The organism is Pseudomonas sp. GM78 (genome assembly GCF_000282475.1).
GTDB lineage: Bacteria > Pseudomonadota > Gammaproteobacteria > Pseudomonadales > Pseudomonadaceae > Aquipseudomonas.
In genome coordinates this window covers 44,839-64,846 of sequence record NZ_AKJF01000097.1, presented here as the reverse complement: position 1 = coordinate 64,846, position 20,008 = coordinate 44,839, and the positions used below count along the sequence as shown (strand labels likewise).

Here is a 20,008-nt window from a genome sequence, read left to right as displayed (position 1 = left end):
CGGACAGCCGCGCTCATTAAGGTCACACAGATGGACATGCAATCCCGAATTCGCCAGCTTTTTCAGGCCAGTATCGACACCAAGCAACAGGCGATGGAAGTACTTGCACCGCACATCGAGCAAGCCAGCCAGGTGATGGTCAATGCCTTGCTCAACGAGGGCAAGATGCTTTCCTGCGGCAACGGTGGCTCTGCTGGCGACGCCCAGCACTTTTCGTCCGAGCTGCTCAACCGCTTCGAGCGCGAACGTCCGAGCCTGCCAGCCATTGCGCTGACCACGGACAGCTCGACGATCACGTCGATCGCCAACGACTACAGCTACAACGAAATCTTCTCCAAACAGATCCGTGCGCTCGGTCAGCCGGGCGATGTATTGCTGGCAATTTCCACCAGCGGCAACTCGGCAAACATAATTCAAGCGATCCAGGCCGCACATGATCGCGAAATGATTGTCGTAGCATTGACCGGTCGCGATGGCGGCGGCATGGCGTCGCTGCTTTTGCCCGAAGACGTCGAGATTCGCGTACCGGCCAACGTCACCGCACGTATCCAGGAAGTCCACCTGCTGGCGATCCACTGCCTTTGCGACTTGATCGACAGCCAACTGTTCGGGAGTGAAGAATGACCCCTAATCGCCTCGGCCTACTGGCCCTGACCCTGTGCCTCGGCATCAGCGGCTGCACCTCGGTGGTTAATGCCAGCCGCGAAGCACCGATTGAAGATGACCGCGGCACCCGCACTTTCGGCAGCAAGATCGACGATTCTCTGATCGACACCAAGGTCGGCGTGAACATCGCCAAGGCCGATCCGGCCTTGGACAACGATTCGCACATCGTCGTCACCAGCTTCAACGGCGTCGTACTGCTCGCCGGGCAAACCCCGCGTGCCGACCTCAAGGCCAAGGCCGAGCAAGCCGCTGCTGCGGTGCAGCGGGTGAAGACGGTGCACAACGAAATTCAGGTCCTGCCACCCTCCGGCTTCCTTGCCCGCCAGAACGACACCTGGCTGACCTCCAAGATCAAGACCCAGATGCTCACCGACCCGAACATCCCCGGCTCGCGCATCAAGGTGGTCACTGAGAACGGCATCGTTTACCTGCTGGGCTTGCTGACCAAGCAGGAAGCCGCCCAGGCGACGAGCCTGGTGCAAGGGGTTTCCGGGGTGCAGAAGATTGTGAAGCTGTTTGAGTACATCGACTGACCCTCCTCGGCGATCGCGATTCTGAAATCGCCATCGCCCTGTAGGAGCCCGGCTTGCCGGCGAAGGCGTCATTGAACATTGCGCCAGTCTTTTGACCGCCTTCGCCGGCAAGCCGGGCTCAACAGAAATAAAAAAGGGCGATCCATTCGGATCGCCCTTTTTTATTTCACCACCTTCAAGCTCGGCCGACCACTTGGCCGCGGCGGCTCGCTGTCCGGAGGCGGAATATCGTCATCCGGCTCGATCTCTTCCTCGTCCTCCATGGGCGACTCCAGATCGAACACCATGCCCTGGCCATTCTCCCGGGCGTAGATACCCAGGATCGAGGCGATAGGCACGTACAGGGTATGCGGCACCCCACCAAAGCGGCCTTCGAAGCTCACCGCCTCGTTGTCCATGTGCAAATGACGCACAGCCTGTGGCGATACGTTCAGGACGATCTGGCCATCACTGGCAAAACCTTGCGGCACCTGCACCGAGGGATACTCGGAATTGACCAGCATGTGCGGGGTGCAATCGTTATCAACAATCCACTCGTAGAGCGCGCGGACCAGATAAGGTCGACTGGAGTTCATATCGGCTCCTTAAGCCTTAGCGCATGTCGCGTTCGACACCAGACAGACTCGCCTGGAAAGCCTCACGCGCAAACTGGCGCTCCATGTAATCAAGCAGCGGCTTGGCTGGCCGCGGCAGTTCTATACCCAGAATCGGCAATCGCCAGAGTATTGGCAATAGGCAGCAATCCACCAGGCTTTGTTCCTCACTGAGGAAAAATGGCTTGTCGGCAAACAGCGGCGACACACCCGTCAGGCTCTCGCGCAGCTCTTTGCGCGCCACGGCACGCGCGGCTTCCTTGGTCCGTGAATCCAGGATCAGATCCACCAGGCCACACCAGTCACGCTGAATACGATGAATCAGCAAACGACTGTTGGCACGTGCCACCGGATAGACCGGCAGCAGCGGCGGGTGCGGGTAACGCTCATCCAGATATTCCATCACCACCGTAGACTCCCACAACGCCAGGTCACGATCGACCAGCGTCGGCAGGCTGCCGTAAGGGTTCACTTCGATCAGTTTAGGCGGCTGGCGACCAGCCTCCACGTAAATGATCTCGGCGCTGACACCCTTCTCTGCCAGTACGATTCGCACTCGGTGGGAATAGTGGTCGGCGGGGTCGGAGTAACAGGCCAACCGATTGGTCACGCCCATGGCGATCCTCCTCGCTTGTTGAAATGATCGGAAGCGGAAAAACGAGCGCGCCCAGAGGGCGCCTCCCGTAACGCCTGGCTCACCAGGCTCGTTACCCTTTCAGAGGCGCCCTTGGGCGCGCGCGATTAACAGCAATTGCTTGAAGCTTTATCAGTGCACATCTTTCCAGTATTCGCGCTTGAGCAAGTAAGCGAATACGAAGAAGAACGCCAGGTACAGCAATACGTACGTACCGATGCGCTGATGTTGCAGCTTAACCGGGTTAGCCGAGTAAGCCAGGAAGGTTACCAGATTCTTGACCTTCTCATCGAACTGCTCTTCGGTCAGGGCACCACTCTTCGGCACGATGGTCAGCTGATCGCACGCTTCATGAGTCAGCGCCGTACCGGTCAGCGGATCATATTGCTTCTTGCCATCTTCGACGATCTGAACCTGTTTGCAACCGACGACCTGACGACCCTGCAGGCCGACCAGAACGTTAGGCATGCCCACGTTCGGGAAGACCTTGTTGTTCACACCCCATGGGCGCGACGGATCTTCATAGAACGACTTGAGGTAACCGTAGAGCCAATCGGTGCCACGTACACGAGCGACCAGGGTCAGGTCGGGCGGCGCCGCGCCGAACCAGGCCTTGGCGTCAGCCGGCTGCATGCCGATGTTCATGTGATCGCCGATCTTGGCACCAGTGAACACCAGCTTCTCGAGCATCAGCTCGTGCGGAATGCCGAGGTCATCGGCAACACGCTCGTAACGCTGGAACTTGGCGCTGTGGCAGCCCATGCAATAGTTGGCGAACGTGCGCGCGCCATCCTGCATCGCAGCCTTGTCGGAAACGTCGATGTCGACTTTTTCCAGCTCGGGACCACCGTGTTCAGCCGCAAAGGACAACACCGGCAGGGCAGCAAGAATCAGTACAGCAAATAGTTTTTTCATCAGCCAGTCACCCTTTCCGGAACCGGTTTGGTCTTCTCGAGCCTGGTGTAGAACGGCATCAGAATGAAGTAGGCGAAGTACAGGAAGGTGCATACCTGCGACAGCAATGTACGGCCTGGCGTCGGAGCCAGAACACCCAACACGCCCAGGATCACGAACGAAATGCAGAACACCCAGAGCCAGATCTTGCTCATCCAGCCCTTATAGCGCATCGACTTGACCGGGCTACGGTCCAGCCACGGCAGGACGAACAGCACGGCAATGGCCGCACCCATGGCAATCACACCCAGGAGCTTGTCCGGAACCGCACGCAAGATCGCGTAGAAAGGCGTGAAGTACCAGACCGGAGCGATGTGCTCTGGGGTCTTGAAGGCGTTCGCCACTTCAAAGTTCGGCTTCTCGAGGAAGTAGCCACCCATTTCCGGGAAGAAGAACACGATCGAGCAGAAGATGAACAGGAACACCACCACGCCGACGATATCTTTCACGGTGTAGTACGGGTGGAAGGCAATGCCGTCCAGTGGTACGCCGTTTTCGTCCTTGTATTTCTTGATGTCCACACCATCCGGGTTGTTCGAACCGACTTCGTGCAGCGCCAGGACGTGCAGCACCACCAGGCCGAGAATCACAATCGGCAGCGCGACCACATGCAAGGCGAAGAAGCGGTTCAGGGTGATGCCGGAAATCAGGTAGTCACCACGAATCCACTGGGTCAGGTCGTTGCCGATGACCGGGATCGCACCGAACAGCGAGATGATCACCTGGGCGCCCCAGTAGGACATCTGGCCCCACGGCAGCAGGTAACCCATGAAGGCTTCGGCCATCAGCGCCAGGTAGATCAGCATGCCGAAGACCCACACCAGCTCACGAGGCTTCTGATACGAACCGTAGAGCAGACCACGGAACATGTGCAGATAGACCACGATGAAGAATGCCGAGGCGCCGGTGGAGTGCAGCAGGCGCAGGATCGAGCCGTACTCGACGTCGCGCATGATGTACTCGACGGAAGCGAAGGCCTCTTCCGCCGACGGGGTGTAGCTCATGGTCAGCCAGACACCGGTGACGATCTGGTTGACCAGAACGAGCAGCGCCAGGGAGCCAAAGAAATAGAAGAAGTTGAAGTTCTTCGGGGCGTAGTACTTGCTGAGATGGTCTTCCCACATTTTGGTCGCGGGAAAGCGCGCATCAACCCAATCCATGAACTTGCTCATCACGCTTTCTCCGTATCGACGCCAACGACGATGATGTCATCGGTCTCATAGGAATGCGGGGGAACTGGCAGGTTCAAAGGCGCAGGTTGCGACTTGTAGACGCGGCCAGCCAGGTCGTAGTGGGAGCCGTGGCAAGGGCAGAAATAACCACCTACCCAGTCCTTGCCCAAGTCGGCGGGCGCGACTTCGGGACGGAAGGTCGGCGAGCAACCCAGGTGCGTGCAGATGCCGATCAACAGCAAAACTTCAGGCTTGATCGACCGCGTTTCGGGGTCGACATAGGTCGGTTGTGTCGAGTTCTTGGAGGTCGGGTCAGAGAGCTGGCCCTCGATCTTTTTCAGATTCCCCAGGATTTCCTCGGTACGGCGGACGATGAATACCGGCTGGCCGCGCCATTCAGCAATCATCTGCTGGCCTGGCTCGATCTTGCTGACATTCACTTTCACCGGTGCACCTGCGGCTTTCGCCTTGGCACTGGGAAACCATGACCCCACGAACGGGACCGCAGCCCCCACCGCTCCTGCAGCACCCACCACGGATGTGGCTGCTACCAAGAAGCGACGCCGGCCTGCATTCACGCCGTCATTGCTCATTCAGTCCTCTCCCATCAGCTTTGTGGCCTGTTAAATCAGGCATCTACTAAGTAAAACGCTGTACTTATAAAAATTTTGCCGAATGGTAATGAAAAGCCCCAATTCTGACAAGGTAATTACCCTGGGGCACCACTGCCAAGCCTTGTAGTATAGGGCCTCTGCCGATGTGGCAAGTTGTCACAGCGCAATTCTTTGAGAAAATAACACCCACAAAAAAACGCCCAGCTCCGCGAGGAGACTGGGCGTTCTTTTTGAACGTGGAAGCGAATTAACGCTTCGAGTACTGCGGACGCTTACGCGCTTTACGCAGACCAACTTTCTTACGTTCAACTTCACGTGCATCGCGGGTTACGAAGCCGGCTTTACGCAGAGCGCTGCGCAGAGTTTCGTCGTAGTCCATCAGAGCGCGGGTGATGCCGTGGCGGATTGCGCCAGCTTGACCACTCACACCACCGCCGATCACGGTGACGTAGATGTCGAACTTCTCGACAGTCTCAGTCAATTCCAGCGGCTGACGAACTACCATGCGGGCAGTTTCGCGGCCGAAGAAATTATCCAGCGAACGGTTGTTGATGGAGATGTTACCAGTACCCGGACGCAGGAAAACGCGTGCGGTTGCGGTCTTGCGACGGCCAGTGCCGTAATTTTGAGTCGCCGACATAATGAACTATTCCGTTAAATCTTCAGTTCTTGGGGCTGCTGAGCAGTATGAGGGTGTGCAGCGCCCGCATAGACTTTCAGCTTACGGTACATGTCGCGACCCAGCGGGTTCTTAGGCAGCATGCCTTTGACCGCGGTCTCGATCACGCGCTCAGGGGCCTTGGCGATCAGCTTTTCAAAGTTGATCGACTTGATGCCGCCCGGGAAACCGGAGTGGGAGTAGTACATTTTGTCAGTGGTTTTAGCGCCGGTAACACGGATCTGCTCGGCGTTGATTACGACGATGTAGTCGCCGGTGTCAACGTGAGGAGTGTACTCAGGCTTGTGCTTGCCACGCAGACGGCTCGCGATTTCGGTGGCCAGACGACCCAGGGTCTGACCAGCAGCGTCGACGACAAACCAGTCGCGCTTTACTGTTTCCGGTTTAGCAGTAAAAGTTTTCATTCTTTATAGCCTCAGGGGCCGCCCTGTAAATTAGACGGCGGATCTTACTGAATAGTGCGTACTTTGACAAGTCAAAGGCAGCCGGATACAGACGCTTTCGGGGGCTCGGGTCGGCGCGTCCGTTCAACGGCAAGATTCTTCGGCGGCGGCGCATCACTTCCACTGCAGAAAGAGGTGCGCAATTATGCAGATTGCGAAAAATAATTCAACCTGCTTTTATGATTGTTTTGCCCAGGGGAGTACCCGATGGACTATCGCCAGCTAGGCCGAACCAATCTGAACGTGAGTGCAATCTGCCTCGGCACCATGACCTGGGGCGAGCAAAACAGCGAGGCAGACGCCTTCGCCCAGATCGAGCGCGCCAAGGCCGCCGGGATCAACTTCATCGATACCGCTGAAATGTACCCGGTACCGCCCAAGGCCGAAACCTACGCCACCACCGAACGCTACATCGGCAATTACTTCAAGAGCCGTGGCGATCGCAGCGACTGGATCCTCGCCAGCAAGATCGCCGGCCCCGGCAACACCATCGAACACATCCGCGACAAGAACCTGCGGCACAATCGCCAACACATCACCGAAGCCGTGGATGCCAGCCTCCAGCGCCTCCAGACCGACTACATCGACCTGTACCAGCTGCACTGGCCGGAGCGCAGCACCAATTTCTTCGGGCAACTGGGCTACAAGCACCAGACAGAAGCCAACCTGACGCCCCTGGAAGACACCCTCGAAGCGCTGGATGAACAGGTCAGGGCCGGCAAGATCCGCCACATCGGTCTGTCCAACGAAACGCCGTGGGGCACCATGCGTTTCCTGGCCCTGGCCGAGCAACGCGGCTGGCCGCGGGCGGTGTCGATCCAGAACCCGTACAACCTGCTCAACCGCAGCTTCGAGGTCGGCCTGGCGGAAATCGCCATTCGCGAACAGTGCGGCCTGCTCGCCTACTCGCCGCTGGCGTTCGGTTTTCTGTCAGGCAAGTACGAAGGTGGGGCCCGCCCGCCAAAAGGCCGCCTGAGCCTCTACAGCCGCTTCAGCCGCTATTTCAACCCGCAGTCGGAAGCGGCCTGCAGCCGCTACGTCGCCCTGGCCCGCGAGCATGCCCTGGACCCGGCGCAAATGGCCCTGGCATTCGTCACGCAACAGCCGTTCGTGACCAGCAACATCATTGGCGCGACGACGATGGAGCAACTGGAGAGCAACATCGCCAGTTTTGACTTGAAGCTGTCGGAGGAAGTGCTGGAAGGGATCGAGGCGATCCACAGGGATCATCCGAATCCGGCGCCTTGATTGATTTGTAAATCGCCATCGCGGGCAAGCCCGCTCCCACAGTGAGATGGGTGATCACAAATGCTGTGTACACCTCAATATCTGTGGGAGCGGGCTTGCCCGCGATGGCGCCCGCGCAGTCACCACACGATCAAAGCGACCGCGCAATAATCTCCTTCATGATTTCATTGGTCCCGGCATAGATCCGCTGCACCCGCGCATCCGCCCACGCCCGGGCAATCGGGTATTCCCACATGAACCCGTAACCGCCATGCAACTGCACGCACTCGTCGAGCACCTTGCACTGCAGGTCCGTGCCCCAATACTTCGCCATCGCCGCCGTCGGCACGTCGAGCTTGCCTTGCAGGTGCAATTCCAGGCAGCGGTCGACAAAGACCCGGCCGATCTGGATCTCGGTCGCCATTTCGGCGAGCTTGAAACGGGTGTTCTGGAAGTCGGCAACCGCCTTGCCGAAGGCCTTGCGCTCGCGGGTGTAGTCCAGGGTCCATTGCAACGCCGCTTCAGCTGAAGCCAGGCCGCCGATGGCCACGGTGAGACGCTCCTGCGGCAACTCCTGCATCAAATACGCGAACCCCATCCCTGCCTGGCCCAGCAGGTTTTCCTTGGGTACCCGGACATCCTGGAAGAACAGCTCCGAGGTGTCCTGGGCCTTCATGCCGACCTTTTCCAGGCGCTTGCCCTTGTCGAAGCCCGGCGTATCGGCCTCCACGAGGAACAGGCTGGTGCCCTTCGCGCCTGCCTTCGGATCGGTCTTGGCGACGACGATCACCAGGTCTGCGAGGAAGCCGTTGGTGATGAACGTCTTCGAGCCGTTGATCACATATTCGTCACCATCGAGTACTGCGGTGGTCTTTACCCCTTGCAGGTCGGAACCGGCACCGGGCTCGGTCATGGCAATGGCACTGACCATCTCGCCAGATACCAGTTTGGGCAGGTATTTGTGTTTCAGCGTTTCACTGCCGTAATGCAGGATGTAGGGTGCAACGATGTCCGAATGCAGGGAAAAACCGATACCGGTCAACCCCAAGCGTCCTATCTCTTCGATGACCACCGCACTGTACAGAAAGTCCGCCCCCAACCCTCCGTACTGTTCCGGCAAATGCGAGCACAACATCCCCGCCTCCCCTGCCTTGTTCCAGAGTTGACGGTCGATATAGCCCTGTTTTTCCCATTGCCCATGGAACGGCACCGCTTCTTTCTCGAGGAACGTTCGCACGCTGTCGCGAAAGAGTTCGTGCTCGGAACTGAACAAGGTTCTCGGAATCATGCGGCACCCTTATCTTTGTTTTTTAAAGGAATGGACCTTCAGAGACTATGCCTGGTGTCCGATACAGGACACTGGACACATCCGACAAAAAATAAGACGATCCAGCCGTCTGGTGACCACTTTCCCCTATAAGAATAAAGTTGAATTATGTCTAACCAAGCCTCCACGCCCTTGCGGCGCGTCAGCATCCTGGCCATTGACCGGGTTTTCGCTTCCACCCTCATGCAGGCCAAGGATTTCTTCCACCTCGCCAGCCTGCGCTACGGTAAACAACTGGGCCACGGCCTGACTCCAGCGTTCGAAACCCGACTGGTCAGCCCCGACGGCAAACCGGTCAACACCTTCAGCGACGTAGTGATCCCGGTGGACGGCGGCCTGGAAAATGCCGACATCATCGTCATTCCCGCGTTTTGGGACGATTTCGAGACCCTGAGCAAACGTCATCCACAGGTCCTGTCCTGGTTGCGCCAGCAACATGCCCGCGGCGCTGTACTCTGCGGCGAGGCCACCGGGGTGTTCTGGCTCGCCGAAGCCGGCCTGCTCGATGGCAAGGAGGCGACCACCTACTGGCGCTTCTTCAATGCCTTTGCAGAACGCTTCCCGAAGGTCCAACTCAATCAGGACAAGCACCTGACCGACGCCGACAACCTGTATTGCGCGGGCGGCACCACCTCGGCATGCGACCTGTATGTCTACCTGATCGAGCGCTTCTGCGGCGCCAACGTCTCCCAGGCCGTGGCGCGGGACATCCTCTATGAAGTGCAACGCAGCTACTCGCCGGGAAGAATCGGCTTCGGCGGGCAAAAGCTGCACCAGGACGTGATCATCCTGCAGATCCAGCACTGGCTCGAAGAACACTTCGCCGACAAATTCCGCTTCGAAGACGTTGCCCGCGAACACGGCATGAGCATCCGCAACTTCATGCGCCGCTTCCAGACCGCCACCGGTGACAAGCCACTGCACTACCTGCAGCGCCTGCGCATCGAAACCGCCAAAGGACTGCTGTCCGGTAGCCGCAAGAGCATCAAGACCATCAGTTACGAAGTTGGCTATGACGATGCGAGCTTCTTTGCCCGGTTATTCCGCCAACATACTGAACTGTCTCCGAACCAGTATCGGCAGCAGTTTCAGCAGGCTGCCTAAACCCTGAAGCCCACTCTTTTCAATGTGGGAGCGAGCCTGCTCGCGATGGCGTCGGCAAACTCAGCAATGATGTGACTGACATACCGCTATCGCGAGCAGGCTCGCTCCCACAGGGGATTGCGGTGAATTTGAGGGATCTTCTGCGCATAAAAAAGGGCCTGCAAATGCAGGCCCTTTTTATTTTCCGAATCGTCCTATGGCTTATGCGCCCGGGACAGGAATTCGTGGGACTGCATTTCCAGCAGACGACTCAGGGTTCGCTGGAATTCGAAATTCAGGCGACCGCCGGTGTAGAGGTCCTTGAGTTCGACTTCGGCAGAAATGATCAGCTTGACGTTGCGATCGTAGAACTCGTCGACCATGTTGATGAAGCGTCGGGCGATGTCGTCGGTGGTGACGCTCATCTGCTCGACATCGCTGAGCAATACGGCGTGGAAGATCTTGCCCAGCTCGATGTAGTCGTTCTGGCTGCGCGGACCGTCGCACAGTTCACGGAAGTTGAACCAGGCCACGTCATCGCAGGTGCGCAGGGCACGAATTTCACGGTTCTCGATCATCAGCACGTCATTTTCGACCGCTGCCGTGCATTCCGGTGTCAGCGCACGGAAGCTTTTGCGCAGGCTTTCGTTGGCGGCTTCGTCGAGTGGATAGTGGAACAGCTCGGCTTGCTCGAGGTGGCGCAGACGATAGTCGACGCCGCTGTCGACGTTGACGATCTCGGTGTTCTGCTTGATCAGCGCAATGGCCGGCAGGAAGCGCGCGCGTTGCAGGCCGTCCTTGTACAGGCCGTCCGGCACGATGTTCGACGTCGCAACCAGGGTCACACCGTTCTTGAACAGCTCTTCCATCAAGGTGCCGAGGATCATGGCATCGGTGATGTCGGAGACGAAGAATTCATCGAAGCAGATCACCCGGGCTTCGGTGGAGAAGCGCTTGGCGATGATGGTCAGCGGGTTCTTCTCGCCGCCCAGGGTCTTCATCTCCTCGTGCACGCGCTTCATGAAGCGGTGGAAGTGCGTACGGGACTTTTCCTTGAACGGCAGCGCTTCGAAGAAGGTGTCGACCAGGTAAGTCTTGCCGCGACCCACGCCGCCCCAGAAGTACAGGCCCTTTACCGGTGCCTGATCCTTCTTGCCAAACAGTTTGCCCAGCAGGCCCGGCTTGTTCTGCTCGGCCGCGACCAGATCGTCGTACAGGCGCTGCAGATGACGCACGGCAGTTTCCTGCGCGGCATCATGGAAGAATTCCGGGCGTTTCAGATCAGCTTGATATCGTTCTAGGGGCGTCATAATTCGTTAGCAAGGCAACAAAAACGGGCCGTCACTGTAGCGATGGCCCGTGGGAATGGCAATCAGCCCTTGGTCGGGCCGAGCCGTTGATTAGTCCTGGACTGGCGTCAGGGCGATTCGCAAGGCCTCGATCGCAACATCGCGCGCGGCGCTGTCAGCGAAAGCCGGGCTGTCACCCACGCACTCGCCTTCCAGCCAGACGCTGAAGCTCAGGTCTTCGCTGCGCACGTCCAATGGCTGGCTCGATTGCAGTTGCTTGGTCACCTGGCCTGCGGTTTTACCGTCGGCGAAGTTGCGCGACAGCAGCAGTTGCTCGCCATCGGCCGCCAGCAGACGGAAGCGGAAACTGCCGTCGTCTTCACGGAAGCTGACAAAACGCGCAGCCTTAACGGCTTTCTTCTTGGTGGTCGCTGCCACTTGCGCCTGGGCAACGAACGAACGCAGACCTACCGCTTCGCGCAGCTCGTTGAGGAACGGGGTCGCGACTGCACGCGCCTTTTTCGCCCCGTGCTGCAGGATGTCTTCAAGATCTGCCGGGCGCTCGATCAATTGGTTGTAACGCTCGCGGGACTCGCCCAGTTCGCTGTCCAGCAGCTGGAACAGGCGGTTCTTCGCCTCGCCCCAACCCAGGCCCTGCAGCAGATCGCTGCGGAACTCGTCAGCTTGCGCCGGGGTGGCGAACGCCTGGAACAGGGTGAACAGGTGCGAATTGTCCGGATCCTTTGCCTCACCCGGTGCACGGGAGTCGGTGACGATACGGGAAATCGCATCTTTCATTTCTTTGGCGCTGCTGAACAACGGAATGGTGTTGTCGTAGCTCTTGGACATCTTGCGACCGTCCAGGCCCGGCAACGTGGCCACGCTTTCCTCGATCAACGCCTCGGGCATGGTGAAGAACTCCTTGCCCTGGCCGAACAGGTGGTTGAAGCGCTGGCCGATGTCCCGGGCCATTTCCACGTGCTGGATCTGGTCGCGACCGACCGGCACCTTGTGCGCGTTGAACATCAGGATGTCCGCGGCCATCAGCACCGGGTAGCTGTACAGGCCCATGGTGATACCGGCGTCCGGGTCTTCACCGGTCTCGACGTTCTTGTCCACCGAGGCCTTGTAGGCGTGGGCGCGGTTGAGCAGGCCCTTGGCGGCAACGCAGGTCAGCAGCCAGGTCAGTTCGGGGATTTCCGGGATGTCGGACTGGCGGTAGAAGGTCACGCGATCCACATCCAGGCCACCGGCGAGCCAGGTCGCGGCGATTTCCAGGCGTGAGCGCTGGATGCGCAGCGGGTCATCGCACTTGATCAGGGCGTGGTAGTCGGCCAGGAAATAGAACGAATCGGCATTGCTGTCACGGCTGGCAAGGATCGCCGGGCGGATAGCGCCTGCGTAATTGCCCAGGTGCGGCGTGCCGGTGGTGGTGATGCCGGTGAGGATACGGGTACGAGTCGTCATGGGTAATCGCTTGTCAGACTGCAATCAATTCGAGAGACGCGGCAGGATCAGATCCTTGAGATCGGTCAGCTTGCCATGAAAAAAGTGTCCGCATTCTGCCACTTTCAGCAGCTCATGGGGACGTTCGAGCTTGTCCGACCATTCGTAAACGACTTGTGGATCGATCACTTCGTCGGTTTCGGGCTGGATCAAGGTCAGCTCACCGTGTTGCGGCAATTTATCCTGAGCGCCCAGGCGCATAACCGCCGGTGCAACCATGAACAGGTGCTTGATCTGTTCACCCTGCGCTTCCAGGCGCCCGCCGAGACTTGCTGCAACAAAACCGCCGAAGGAAAAACCGAACAGGGTCAGCGGCAATTGCGGGTGTTTGGCCCGGAACCATTCGGCGACAGCTTGAGCATCATCGACTTCACCGGTCCCCATGTCGTGGGTGCCTTCGCTGGCACCGACGCCACGGTAGTTGAAACGCAAGGTGATCAAACCGGCATCGCGCGCCGTGCGCTGCAGGGTCGAGACCACTTTGTTGAGCATGGTGCCGCCCTGCACCGGGTTTGGATGGCAGATGAGCGCGAGGCCGCGCGGCTGCTCATTGTCCAGGTACAGTGCTTCCAGCTGGCCGACCGGGCCATCAATCACTACAGGGGTTTCACGCATAAGCAAGGAAGGAACTCCGTGACCTCGAATCGGGTCGACTCGTCTAGCAAATTGTCTGCGGCTGTCCATTGCGAGTGAATCGCGGTATACAGCGCAGGTTCGAGCCGTTAACGTAAAGCAAAGCCGTTTATAGAGGAAGGACTCGTGGAACACTCGCTCTTAGTTTGGTTGTTACCGACTCTTGCCCTGGTTGTGGGTGTCGCCATTGGGTTTCTGATCGCTCGCCTTGCGCCGAATGCCGCGCCTAGCAGCACGCAACGTCAGCTGGACGACATTCAGGAACGTTTCGACAGTTATCAGAACGAAGTGGTGACCCACTTCAACAGCACCGCGACACTGGTCAAGAAACTGACTGCGAGCTACCAGGAAGTGCAGGATCATCTCGCCGAGGGTGCCAACCGCCTGGCCCTGGACGAGCAGACCCGCCAACGCCTGCTGGCCTCCCTGCACGCCGATGCGACGCAGGCTCCACGGGAACGCCTGACGCCACCGCGCAATCAGGAACCGCCGCGCGACTACGCACCGAAAGCCCCGAACGCGCCGGGCATGCTCGATGAGCATTATGGCCTGAAGAAGTAATCAGGTTTCAGGTGTGAAAAAGCCCTCGGACATGTGAATGTTCGAGGGCTTTTTTGTTTCTGAATGCCTCTTTGCCTGTGCCGGCCCCTTCGCGAGCAGGCTCGCTCCCACAGGGGAATGCGCTTCGAATGTGGGAGCGAGCCTGCTCGCGAAGGGGCCGGTTGTGGCAACACAAAAAAACCGCCCGATCTGTTGAGGATCGGGCGGTTTTTTTATGCCTGGGGTTCAGTCAGGCGATCAAGGGAACTGCTCAACGTTACCTTGTTGCTGGCCACCGTACTGCTGGCCTGGAATCGCCTTCAGGTTCACCTCTACCCGACGGTTCTGCGCCCGCCCATTGGCGTCGGCATTGCTGGCGACCGGGCTATCCGGGCCGGCACCACGGGCGCTCAGGTTGGTACCGCTCACGCCTTGCGAGGTCAGGTAAGTCGCCACGCTCTGGGCGCGACGCTGGGACAGGTCCATGTTGTGCTGGCGGCTGCCGGTGCTGTCGGTGTAGCCGACGATTTCGATCTGGTTCTGGTTGAACTCTTTCAGCGAGCCGGCCAGGTTGTTCAAAGGCTGGTAGAAGCTCGAAGCGATGTTCGCCGAATCGGTGGCGAACGTGATGTTGCCCGGCATGATCAGCTTGATCTGGTCACCTTCACGCTGCACTTCGACACCGGTGTTGGCCATGCTGGCACGCAGCTTTTTCTCCTGCTGGTCGGCGTAGTAGCCGTAACCGGCAGCGGAAGCACCCACTACGGCCGCACCGATCAGCGCGCCCTTGCCACGGTTGTCGTGGTTGATGGCAGCACCGGCCAGTGCACCGGCCAGAGCCCCGAGACCACCGTATTTGGCGGTTTTGCTCATGCCCGTGGAGCCGCTTTCGGCCTGGCCCTGGTTGTCGTAAGGGTTGGGCGACGCGCAACCGGCCAACAGTGCCACGGCAGTAGCGACAATAATCAAACGAGGCGTGGTGAACATGTAGTGCTCCTACTTTTTTGCATTCTGTGGTGCAACGGACTTAAGCATCGAACCTTTGCGGGCGTTGGATCATTTCGACAGGTGAAAATTCCACTTGTTACAAATCAGGCGCGAACAAAGGGGTTTTCGCGCATTTCATCACCCAAGCGGGTATCCGGCCCATGTCCGGCCACGACCGTCGCCTCTTCGTCGAGGGTATACAGACGCTGCTTGATCGAACGCACGATGGTCGCCTGGTCGCCGCCCCACAGATCCGTGCGCCCTACCCCGCGCCGAAACAAGGTATCTCCGGCAATCAACAGCTTGGCCTCGGAAAACCAGAAGCTCATGGAGCCTGGTGTGTGACCCGGTGTGTGCAATGCCACGCCACAACCACACGCCAGCTCTTCATCGTCGGCCAGCCAGCGGTCCGGCGACGGTACCGGCGTGTAGGGCACGCCAAACATCTGGCATTGCATCTCCAGGTTGTCCCACAGGAACTGATCTTCCTTGTGCAAATGCAGGGTGGCGCCGGTTTTTTCCTTCAACTGGCCGGAGGCCAGGAAGTGATCGAGGTGCGCATGGGTGTGAATGATGCTGACCACCTTCAGGCCCAGGGCATCGAGCCGCGCGAGGATCAGTTCATGATTGCCGCCCGGGTCGACCACGATGGCTTTTTTCGTGATCGGATCGCCGATGATCGTGCAGTTGCACTGCAAGGGGCCGACGGGGAAGGTTTCGCGGATCAGCGCAGGTTTGGCAGCGTCCATGGATGTTCCTGGAAAAATGGATGGCCTATTCTGGCACAGGCATGCCCGATTGCGGGACGTGGGGGCCGCCCAACGCTACACCAACACCCCCAACTCCTTCGCCCGCGCCACCGCCTGCGTGCGCCGCTCGACCCCCAGCTTGCTGTTGATATGGCTGGCATGGGTTTTCACCGTATGCAGCGAAATAAACAGCTGGTCGCTGATTTCCTGATTCGAGCAGCCTTGGGCAATCAGGCGCAGGACCGCCATTTCCCGGGTACTGAGTTGTTCCGACGGGGGAATGGGCTCAAGCGCCGGGCGAGAGACCATGGCTGGAAGTTTTTCTGCGAGGTCTTGGGAAACCGTGGTCGGTGTACAGAGTTGAAGCTGTCCACGCAGCCAATCCGGGTGCTCGGCCAACAGTCCTTCAAAGGGTTGCAGCACGCCGCCGGCTGCGGCGTCCAATGCCTGGACCAGCGCCTTGCGGGCCTCGGGTTCGCGTCCGCTGCCCAGCAACAGTGAAACTTTTTGCGTCAGCGCCATTGCACTGAGCATCTGCCGACCGGTTTGCTGGCCATGTTCGAGCAGCGCATTCAAACGCCCTTCGGCCAGCATCGGCTGGTTCTGGATGACCTCCAGCAACGCCTGCTGCAGCTCGATGTGCAGCGGCAGTTGCGGATGGAATTCCGGCGGTGCGGCCGGCTGTTCGCCGTTATAGGTCTGCCCCAATCGCGCCAGCCAGGCTTGCGCCAGATCGGTACGCCCCTGGGCCAGCCAGAGTTCGCATTTGACCAGGGTGATCATTGCCAGGTAGTAGATCGGCGGCACGTCCCAGATGTGCATAAGCCGTTCGGCTTCGGCGAGCTCGGCAAAGGCCTTGGCGAACTCCCCGCTGCTGCCTTCCAGTCGGGCGATCACGCAATGACCGATCAGGACGCTGATGTCGCGACAGGCGCGGGCTTCACCCAAGCCGGCCTGCAAGCGCAGCCGCGCTGCTTGGGGTTGCAGGTGCAAGGCCAACAGGAAGCCCTCGTACAACGTCAGTCGGGCACGTACTGCAAAAAGCCGCTGCGCCGGCAGCCCCTGCAAGCGTTGCAGCCCTTGCCGGACTTCATCCAGCGAACGCAGTATTTCGCCCCGCGCCTGCAATACGCGAGCGCGGTCGTAATGGGCCAACGCCTCGAACAACGGGTTGCCCACCCGTTGCGCCAGTTCCAGGGAGTCACGGTTCAACTTCCTGGCACGCCACATATCGCCATCGGCAATCGCCAGGTTGGACAGGGTCGAGAGACACATCAATCGCTGGCCATAGCGCTTGCACGGAAGGCTCTCCAGCGCTTCGGTGCAATAACGTATCGTCAGTTCGCGGTTACCGCGCCCGCGCGCGATGATCCCGCTCAGGGCCAGCCATTGCGCCAGCATCGACTTTTGCGCGGTGGCCGACGGCGCCGGCAGGAAGCGGCTCAGGTGGCTGGCCAGTTCCTCGGCGGCGTCCAGTTGGCAGGCCAGCCCCAACGCCCAGCTATAGAGCACGATCAGGCGAGGCGTGCTGATCAGCAGGCTATCGGGCAAGTCCATTTTCCAGCGCAGCAACATGCCGACGTTCTGTTCGGCCAGCAGTTGTTCTTCGGAAAGGTTTTGCACCAGGTTTGCCGCAACGTCCAGGTGCCCGGCCCGCAACGCCTGCTCGACCGCCTCATCGAGCAGGCCTTGGGCATTGAACCAGCGACAGGCGCGCAGGTGCAGGCTGGCGGCCGGCACCATCGATTGCGCGCCAGGCCGCGTGCGCAGCAGATCGGAAAACAGGTGGTGATAGCGATACCAGTGGCCGTGCTCGTCCAGCGGCACCAGGAACACCTGGTGGGCAGCCAGGAAGCGCAGGATTTCGGCGCTGTCATGGGCGTCGCGAATGGCGTCGCACAGTTCGCTGCAAAAACGTTCCTGGTGGGCGGTGTCGTAGAGAAAGGCTTGCACCTCGGCGGGCAGGCAATCGATCACCTCCTCGAGCAGGTAATCGCGGATCAGCCCTTCCCCGCCGTGCAGCGCCTGGGGCAATGCTCCCTGGGTGCCTGCCTCGGACGCGGCCAGCAACCAGAAGCGCAACCCGGCAACCCAGCCTTCGCTGCGCTGGATCAGGTTTTCCAGCGCCTCGCCACGCAAGGAACTGCTGTGCCGATCGAGCAGGCTCAAGGCTTCATCGTGGGTCAGGCGCAGATCCTGCTCATGCAGCTCCAGCAGCTGGCGCGACAGGCGCAACCGCGCCAGGTGCCAGTCTGGACGCTGTCGACTGGTGACCATCACCAGCAAGCCATCGGGAAGGTGATTGAGGAAAAACTGCAGGCAGCGATCGAGCACCGGCCCCTGTGCCAGGTGATAGTCATCGAGCACCAGCAACAGGGGGGTCGCGGTCGACAGGTGCACGGCCAGCTCGTCGAGCAGCCCGTCCAGCCATTCTTCGAAGGCGAACGGCTGATGCCGCTGGCGCATCTTCAACAATCCCAGGGACTGCCTGCCCAGTTGCGGAAAAAAATCCTGCAGGCCTTCGAGCAATCGCTCGAGGAATCGGCCCGGGTCGCTGTCGCGCGGGCTCAACCCCAGCCAGAGACTTTGCCAGTGCGCGGGCAGCGCCTGACAAAACTCCACCGCCAACGAACTCTTGCCGAACCCGGCCGGTGCGCTGACCAGCAGCAACCTGCCACCCAGACCGGCGCTCAAGCGCTCGCACAGGCGTGGGCGCAGCACATGGCCGTCGGGCAATGGCGGCCGGAAAAAACGCCCGTCCAGCGCGGCGACAGCGACGCTTGCAGGACCTGGTGGTGGGGACAGATCAGTCATGGCCGGCTCTTGTTTGTGTTGCGGGTGGCGGCGTTGCAGATGTCCGCAGACTAGCGGTAAACGAGGAGGGAATGAAGGTTATTGCTACAAATGGCTACAAAAAGTCTACACACACAAAAACGCCCCGAACCAGTCGGGGCGTTTGCAGAGGATGCGGCCTCTATGGCGTGCCAGTTAGCGAACACCATCCTGGCGCAGTGCCGCCGGGGTGAAGTCGCTGGTGGTGGCGGTGAAGCCGAAGTCATATGCCGACTTCTCTTCGTTCTTCATGCCCAGTGCCAGGTAACGACCCGATTGCAGGTCGTACAGCGCTTCCAGGGTGTACCACGGAACCTGGACGTTGTAATAGTTCTGGGCATGCGCTTCCGCAACACGCCAGAGTTGATTACGACCGTCGTAGTGGTCGATCACCGCCGCCTGCCAGGTGTCTTCATCGATGTAGAAGTCACGCTTGGCGTAGATGTGGCGCTGGCCTTCCTTCAAGGTTGCCACCACATGCCAGACCCGGCGCAGCTCGTAGCGAGCCAGGTCCTGGTTGATGTGGCCAGCCTTGATGATGTCGCCGTACTTGAGCTTCGGATCATCGAGTTTGTAGGCGTCGGAGGCGATGTACATCTCTTTCTTGCCTTCGAGCTTCCAGTCGTAACGATCCGGCGCACCGTTGTACATGTCCAGGTTGTCGGAAGTACGCAGGCCGTCTGCCGCGGTACCCGGGCCGTCATAGGACACTTGTGGCGCACGACGCACTCGACGTTGACCGGCGTTGTAGACCCACGCCGAACGCGGTTCCGCCACTTGGTCGAGGGTTTCGTGCACCAACAGCACACCACCGGCCAGACGTGCCGGCGCCGTCACTTTCTGCTTGAAGTAGAACAGGATGTTGCCCGGGTTCGCCGGATCGTAGTCCTTCATCTTGTCGCGGAACACGAACTGGTCCTGGAAGTACACCAGGCTGAACGAACCGTTCGGCTGTGGCGTGGCTTGGGTGACCAGTCGGGTTACGCTGCCGCCGCGATAACGGGTGATGTGGTTCCAGATGACTTCCACGCCGCTTTTTGGAATCGGGAACGGTACCGCGGTTTCAAAGTTTTTCAGCCCGTTACCGCCGGATACCAGCTCGGTGGTGGTGGCGTTCTTCTTGATGGAGGCGAACACGTTATCCGGTACGGTGGCACCGCGATGGGACGGGTAAACCGGCATCTTGTAGGTTTCCGGGTAGCGTTTGAACATCGCGTACTGCCCCGGAGCGAGCTTTGCCTTGTACTGGTCGACGTTCTGCGCGGTGATGGTAAACAGCGGTTTTTCGCTGGCATACGGATCGGACAGGAAACCTTTGCTGTCGACGGTGCCGGCATTTTTCGGCATCGGTTTCCAGGCCGGAATCGAACCGTCGGCATTGCCTGCCATTTCGGCGCCCATCGGCGTCAGGCTCTTGCCCAGCTTGTCCGCTTCTGCCGCCGGGACCGCTGCCATTACGCCGGTCGCCAGCAGCGAAAGTCCCAGGACACCAGCGTGAAACAGACTCTTGGTTATTTTCATGTGTGTACTCGTCCTGAAAATAGTGC

20 protein-coding genes are annotated in these 20,008 nt (G+C 59.5%); 5 read left to right on the top strand and 15 right to left on the bottom strand.

Annotation, left to right across the window (positions count from 1 at the left end; genetic code table 11):
* Positions 1 to 30 precede the first annotated feature (30 nt).
* Together PMI35_RS14890 and PMI35_RS14895 are read left to right on the top strand one after the other, a co-directional pair.
* Complete coding sequence (locus tag PMI35_RS14890; RefSeq protein WP_007972584.1) at positions 31 to 624, top strand: phosphoheptose isomerase; 594 nt, start codon at positions 31 to 33, stop codon at positions 622 to 624.
* Positions 621 to 1,199: a BON domain-containing protein gene (locus tag PMI35_RS14895; RefSeq protein WP_008060258.1), complete on the top strand. Its 579-nt coding sequence runs from the start codon at positions 621 to 623 to the stop codon at positions 1,197 to 1,199. Before PMI35_RS14890 ends, PMI35_RS14895 begins: the two co-directional genes overlap by 4 nt.
* A 161-nt stretch (positions 1,200 to 1,360) precedes the next feature.
* Here PMI35_RS14895 and PMI35_RS14900 read toward each other — a convergent pair whose 3' ends face one another.
* The 7 genes from PMI35_RS14900 to rplM all read right to left on the bottom strand — a co-directional run bounded on the left by PMI35_RS14900 (position 1,361) and on the right by rplM (position 6,249).
* Positions 1,361 to 1,774: a ClpXP protease specificity-enhancing factor gene (locus PMI35_RS14900; RefSeq protein WP_007943725.1), complete on the bottom strand. Its 414-nt coding sequence runs from the start codon at positions 1,772 to 1,774 to the stop codon at positions 1,361 to 1,363.
* Between the two features lie 16 nt (positions 1,775 to 1,790).
* On the bottom strand, positions 1,791 to 2,408 hold the full coding sequence (locus PMI35_RS14905; RefSeq protein WP_007972581.1) for a glutathione S-transferase N-terminal domain-containing protein: 618 nt from the start codon (positions 2,406 to 2,408) through the stop codon (positions 1,791 to 1,793).
* Positions 2,409 to 2,558: 150 nt separating this feature from the next.
* Complete coding sequence (locus tag PMI35_RS14910) at positions 2,559 to 3,341, bottom strand: cytochrome c1 (protein WP_008060257.1); 783 nt, start codon at positions 3,339 to 3,341, stop codon at positions 2,559 to 2,561.
* Entirely contained in the window at positions 3,341 to 4,552 is a 1,212-nt protein-coding gene (locus PMI35_RS14915) for a cytochrome b (RefSeq protein WP_008060256.1), read from the bottom strand. The genes PMI35_RS14910 and PMI35_RS14915 overlap by 1 nt, the downstream gene beginning before the upstream one ends.
* Complete coding sequence (petA, locus tag PMI35_RS14920; RefSeq protein WP_008060255.1) at positions 4,552 to 5,145, bottom strand: ubiquinol-cytochrome c reductase iron-sulfur subunit; 594 nt, start codon at positions 5,143 to 5,145, stop codon at positions 4,552 to 4,554. Before petA ends, PMI35_RS14915 begins: the two co-directional genes overlap by 1 nt.
* A 268-nt stretch (positions 5,146 to 5,413) precedes the next feature.
* Complete coding sequence (gene rpsI, locus PMI35_RS14925) at positions 5,414 to 5,806, bottom strand: 30S ribosomal protein S9 (RefSeq protein WP_003228056.1); 393 nt, start codon at positions 5,804 to 5,806, stop codon at positions 5,414 to 5,416.
* Positions 5,807 to 5,820: 14 nt separating this feature from the next.
* Positions 5,821 to 6,249, bottom strand: a complete 429-nt coding sequence (gene rplM, locus PMI35_RS14930; protein WP_003228062.1) for a 50S ribosomal protein L13 — start codon at positions 6,247 to 6,249, stop codon at positions 5,821 to 5,823.
* 246 nt (positions 6,250 to 6,495) lie between these two features.
* Here rplM and PMI35_RS14935 point away from each other — a divergent pair, with 246 nt between their 5' ends.
* Positions 6,496 to 7,536 (top strand): NADP(H)-dependent aldo-keto reductase, encoded by a 1,041-nt coding sequence (locus PMI35_RS14935; protein ID WP_008060254.1) that lies wholly within the window; start codon positions 6,496 to 6,498, stop codon positions 7,534 to 7,536.
* Positions 7,537 to 7,666: 130 nt separating this feature from the next.
* Here the strand turns inward: PMI35_RS14935 and PMI35_RS14940 are convergent, their stop codons facing one another.
* The gene (locus PMI35_RS14940; protein ID WP_008060253.1) at positions 7,667 to 8,803 is read right to left on the bottom strand and encodes an acyl-CoA dehydrogenase family protein; all 1,137 of its coding nucleotides are present in this window, start codon (positions 8,801 to 8,803) and stop codon (positions 7,667 to 7,669) included.
* A gap of 222 nt (positions 8,804 to 9,025) precedes the next feature.
* On the opposite strand from PMI35_RS14940, the gene PMI35_RS14945 reads away from it, so the two are divergent.
* The gene (locus PMI35_RS14945; protein WP_177325075.1) at positions 9,026 to 9,946 is read left to right on the top strand and encodes a GlxA family transcriptional regulator; all 921 of its coding nucleotides are present in this window, start codon (positions 9,026 to 9,028) and stop codon (positions 9,944 to 9,946) included.
* Between the two features lie 194 nt (positions 9,947 to 10,140).
* On the opposite strand, the gene zapE is transcribed toward PMI35_RS14945, so the two are convergent.
* From zapE to PMI35_RS14960, 3 genes are all read right to left on the bottom strand, one after another.
* Positions 10,141 to 11,235, bottom strand: a complete 1,095-nt coding sequence (zapE, locus tag PMI35_RS14950) for a cell division protein ZapE (protein ID WP_032831631.1) — start codon at positions 11,233 to 11,235, stop codon at positions 10,141 to 10,143.
* Between the two features lie 90 nt (positions 11,236 to 11,325).
* On the bottom strand, positions 11,326 to 12,681 hold the full coding sequence (locus tag PMI35_RS14955) for a tryptophan--tRNA ligase (RefSeq protein WP_008060247.1): 1,356 nt from the start codon (positions 12,679 to 12,681) through the stop codon (positions 11,326 to 11,328).
* Between the two features lie 24 nt (positions 12,682 to 12,705).
* Positions 12,706 to 13,335 carry an alpha/beta hydrolase gene (locus PMI35_RS14960; RefSeq protein ID WP_032831630.1) on the bottom strand — a complete coding sequence of 210 codons (630 nt, stop codon included), beginning with the start codon at positions 13,333 to 13,335 and terminating at the stop codon, positions 12,706 to 12,708.
* Positions 13,336 to 13,479: 144 nt separating this feature from the next.
* Here PMI35_RS14960 and PMI35_RS14965 point away from each other — a divergent pair, with 144 nt between their 5' ends.
* Positions 13,480 to 13,914, top strand: a complete 435-nt coding sequence (locus PMI35_RS14965; protein ID WP_008060245.1) for a YhcB family protein — start codon at positions 13,480 to 13,482, stop codon at positions 13,912 to 13,914.
* 237 nt (positions 13,915 to 14,151) lie between these two features.
* Here PMI35_RS14965 and PMI35_RS14970 read toward each other — a convergent pair whose 3' ends face one another.
* The 4 genes from PMI35_RS14970 to PMI35_RS14985 form a co-directional block, all read right to left on the bottom strand.
* Positions 14,152 to 14,880 (bottom strand): OmpA family lipoprotein, encoded by a 729-nt coding sequence (locus PMI35_RS14970; RefSeq protein WP_008060244.1) that lies wholly within the window; start codon positions 14,878 to 14,880, stop codon positions 14,152 to 14,154.
* A 104-nt stretch (positions 14,881 to 14,984) separates the two neighbouring features.
* Positions 14,985 to 15,629 (bottom strand): MBL fold metallo-hydrolase, encoded by a 645-nt coding sequence (locus PMI35_RS14975; RefSeq protein ID WP_008060243.1) that lies wholly within the window; start codon positions 15,627 to 15,629, stop codon positions 14,985 to 14,987.
* Between the two features lie 75 nt (positions 15,630 to 15,704).
* The gene (locus tag PMI35_RS14980; RefSeq protein WP_008060242.1) at positions 15,705 to 18,443 is read right to left on the bottom strand and encodes a LuxR C-terminal-related transcriptional regulator; all 2,739 of its coding nucleotides are present in this window, start codon (positions 18,441 to 18,443) and stop codon (positions 15,705 to 15,707) included.
* A gap of 174 nt (positions 18,444 to 18,617) precedes the next feature.
* Positions 18,618 to 19,982, bottom strand: a complete 1,365-nt coding sequence (locus PMI35_RS14985) for a DUF1329 domain-containing protein (protein WP_008060241.1) — start codon at positions 19,980 to 19,982, stop codon at positions 18,618 to 18,620.
* Positions 19,983 to 20,008: the final 26 nt, after the last annotated feature.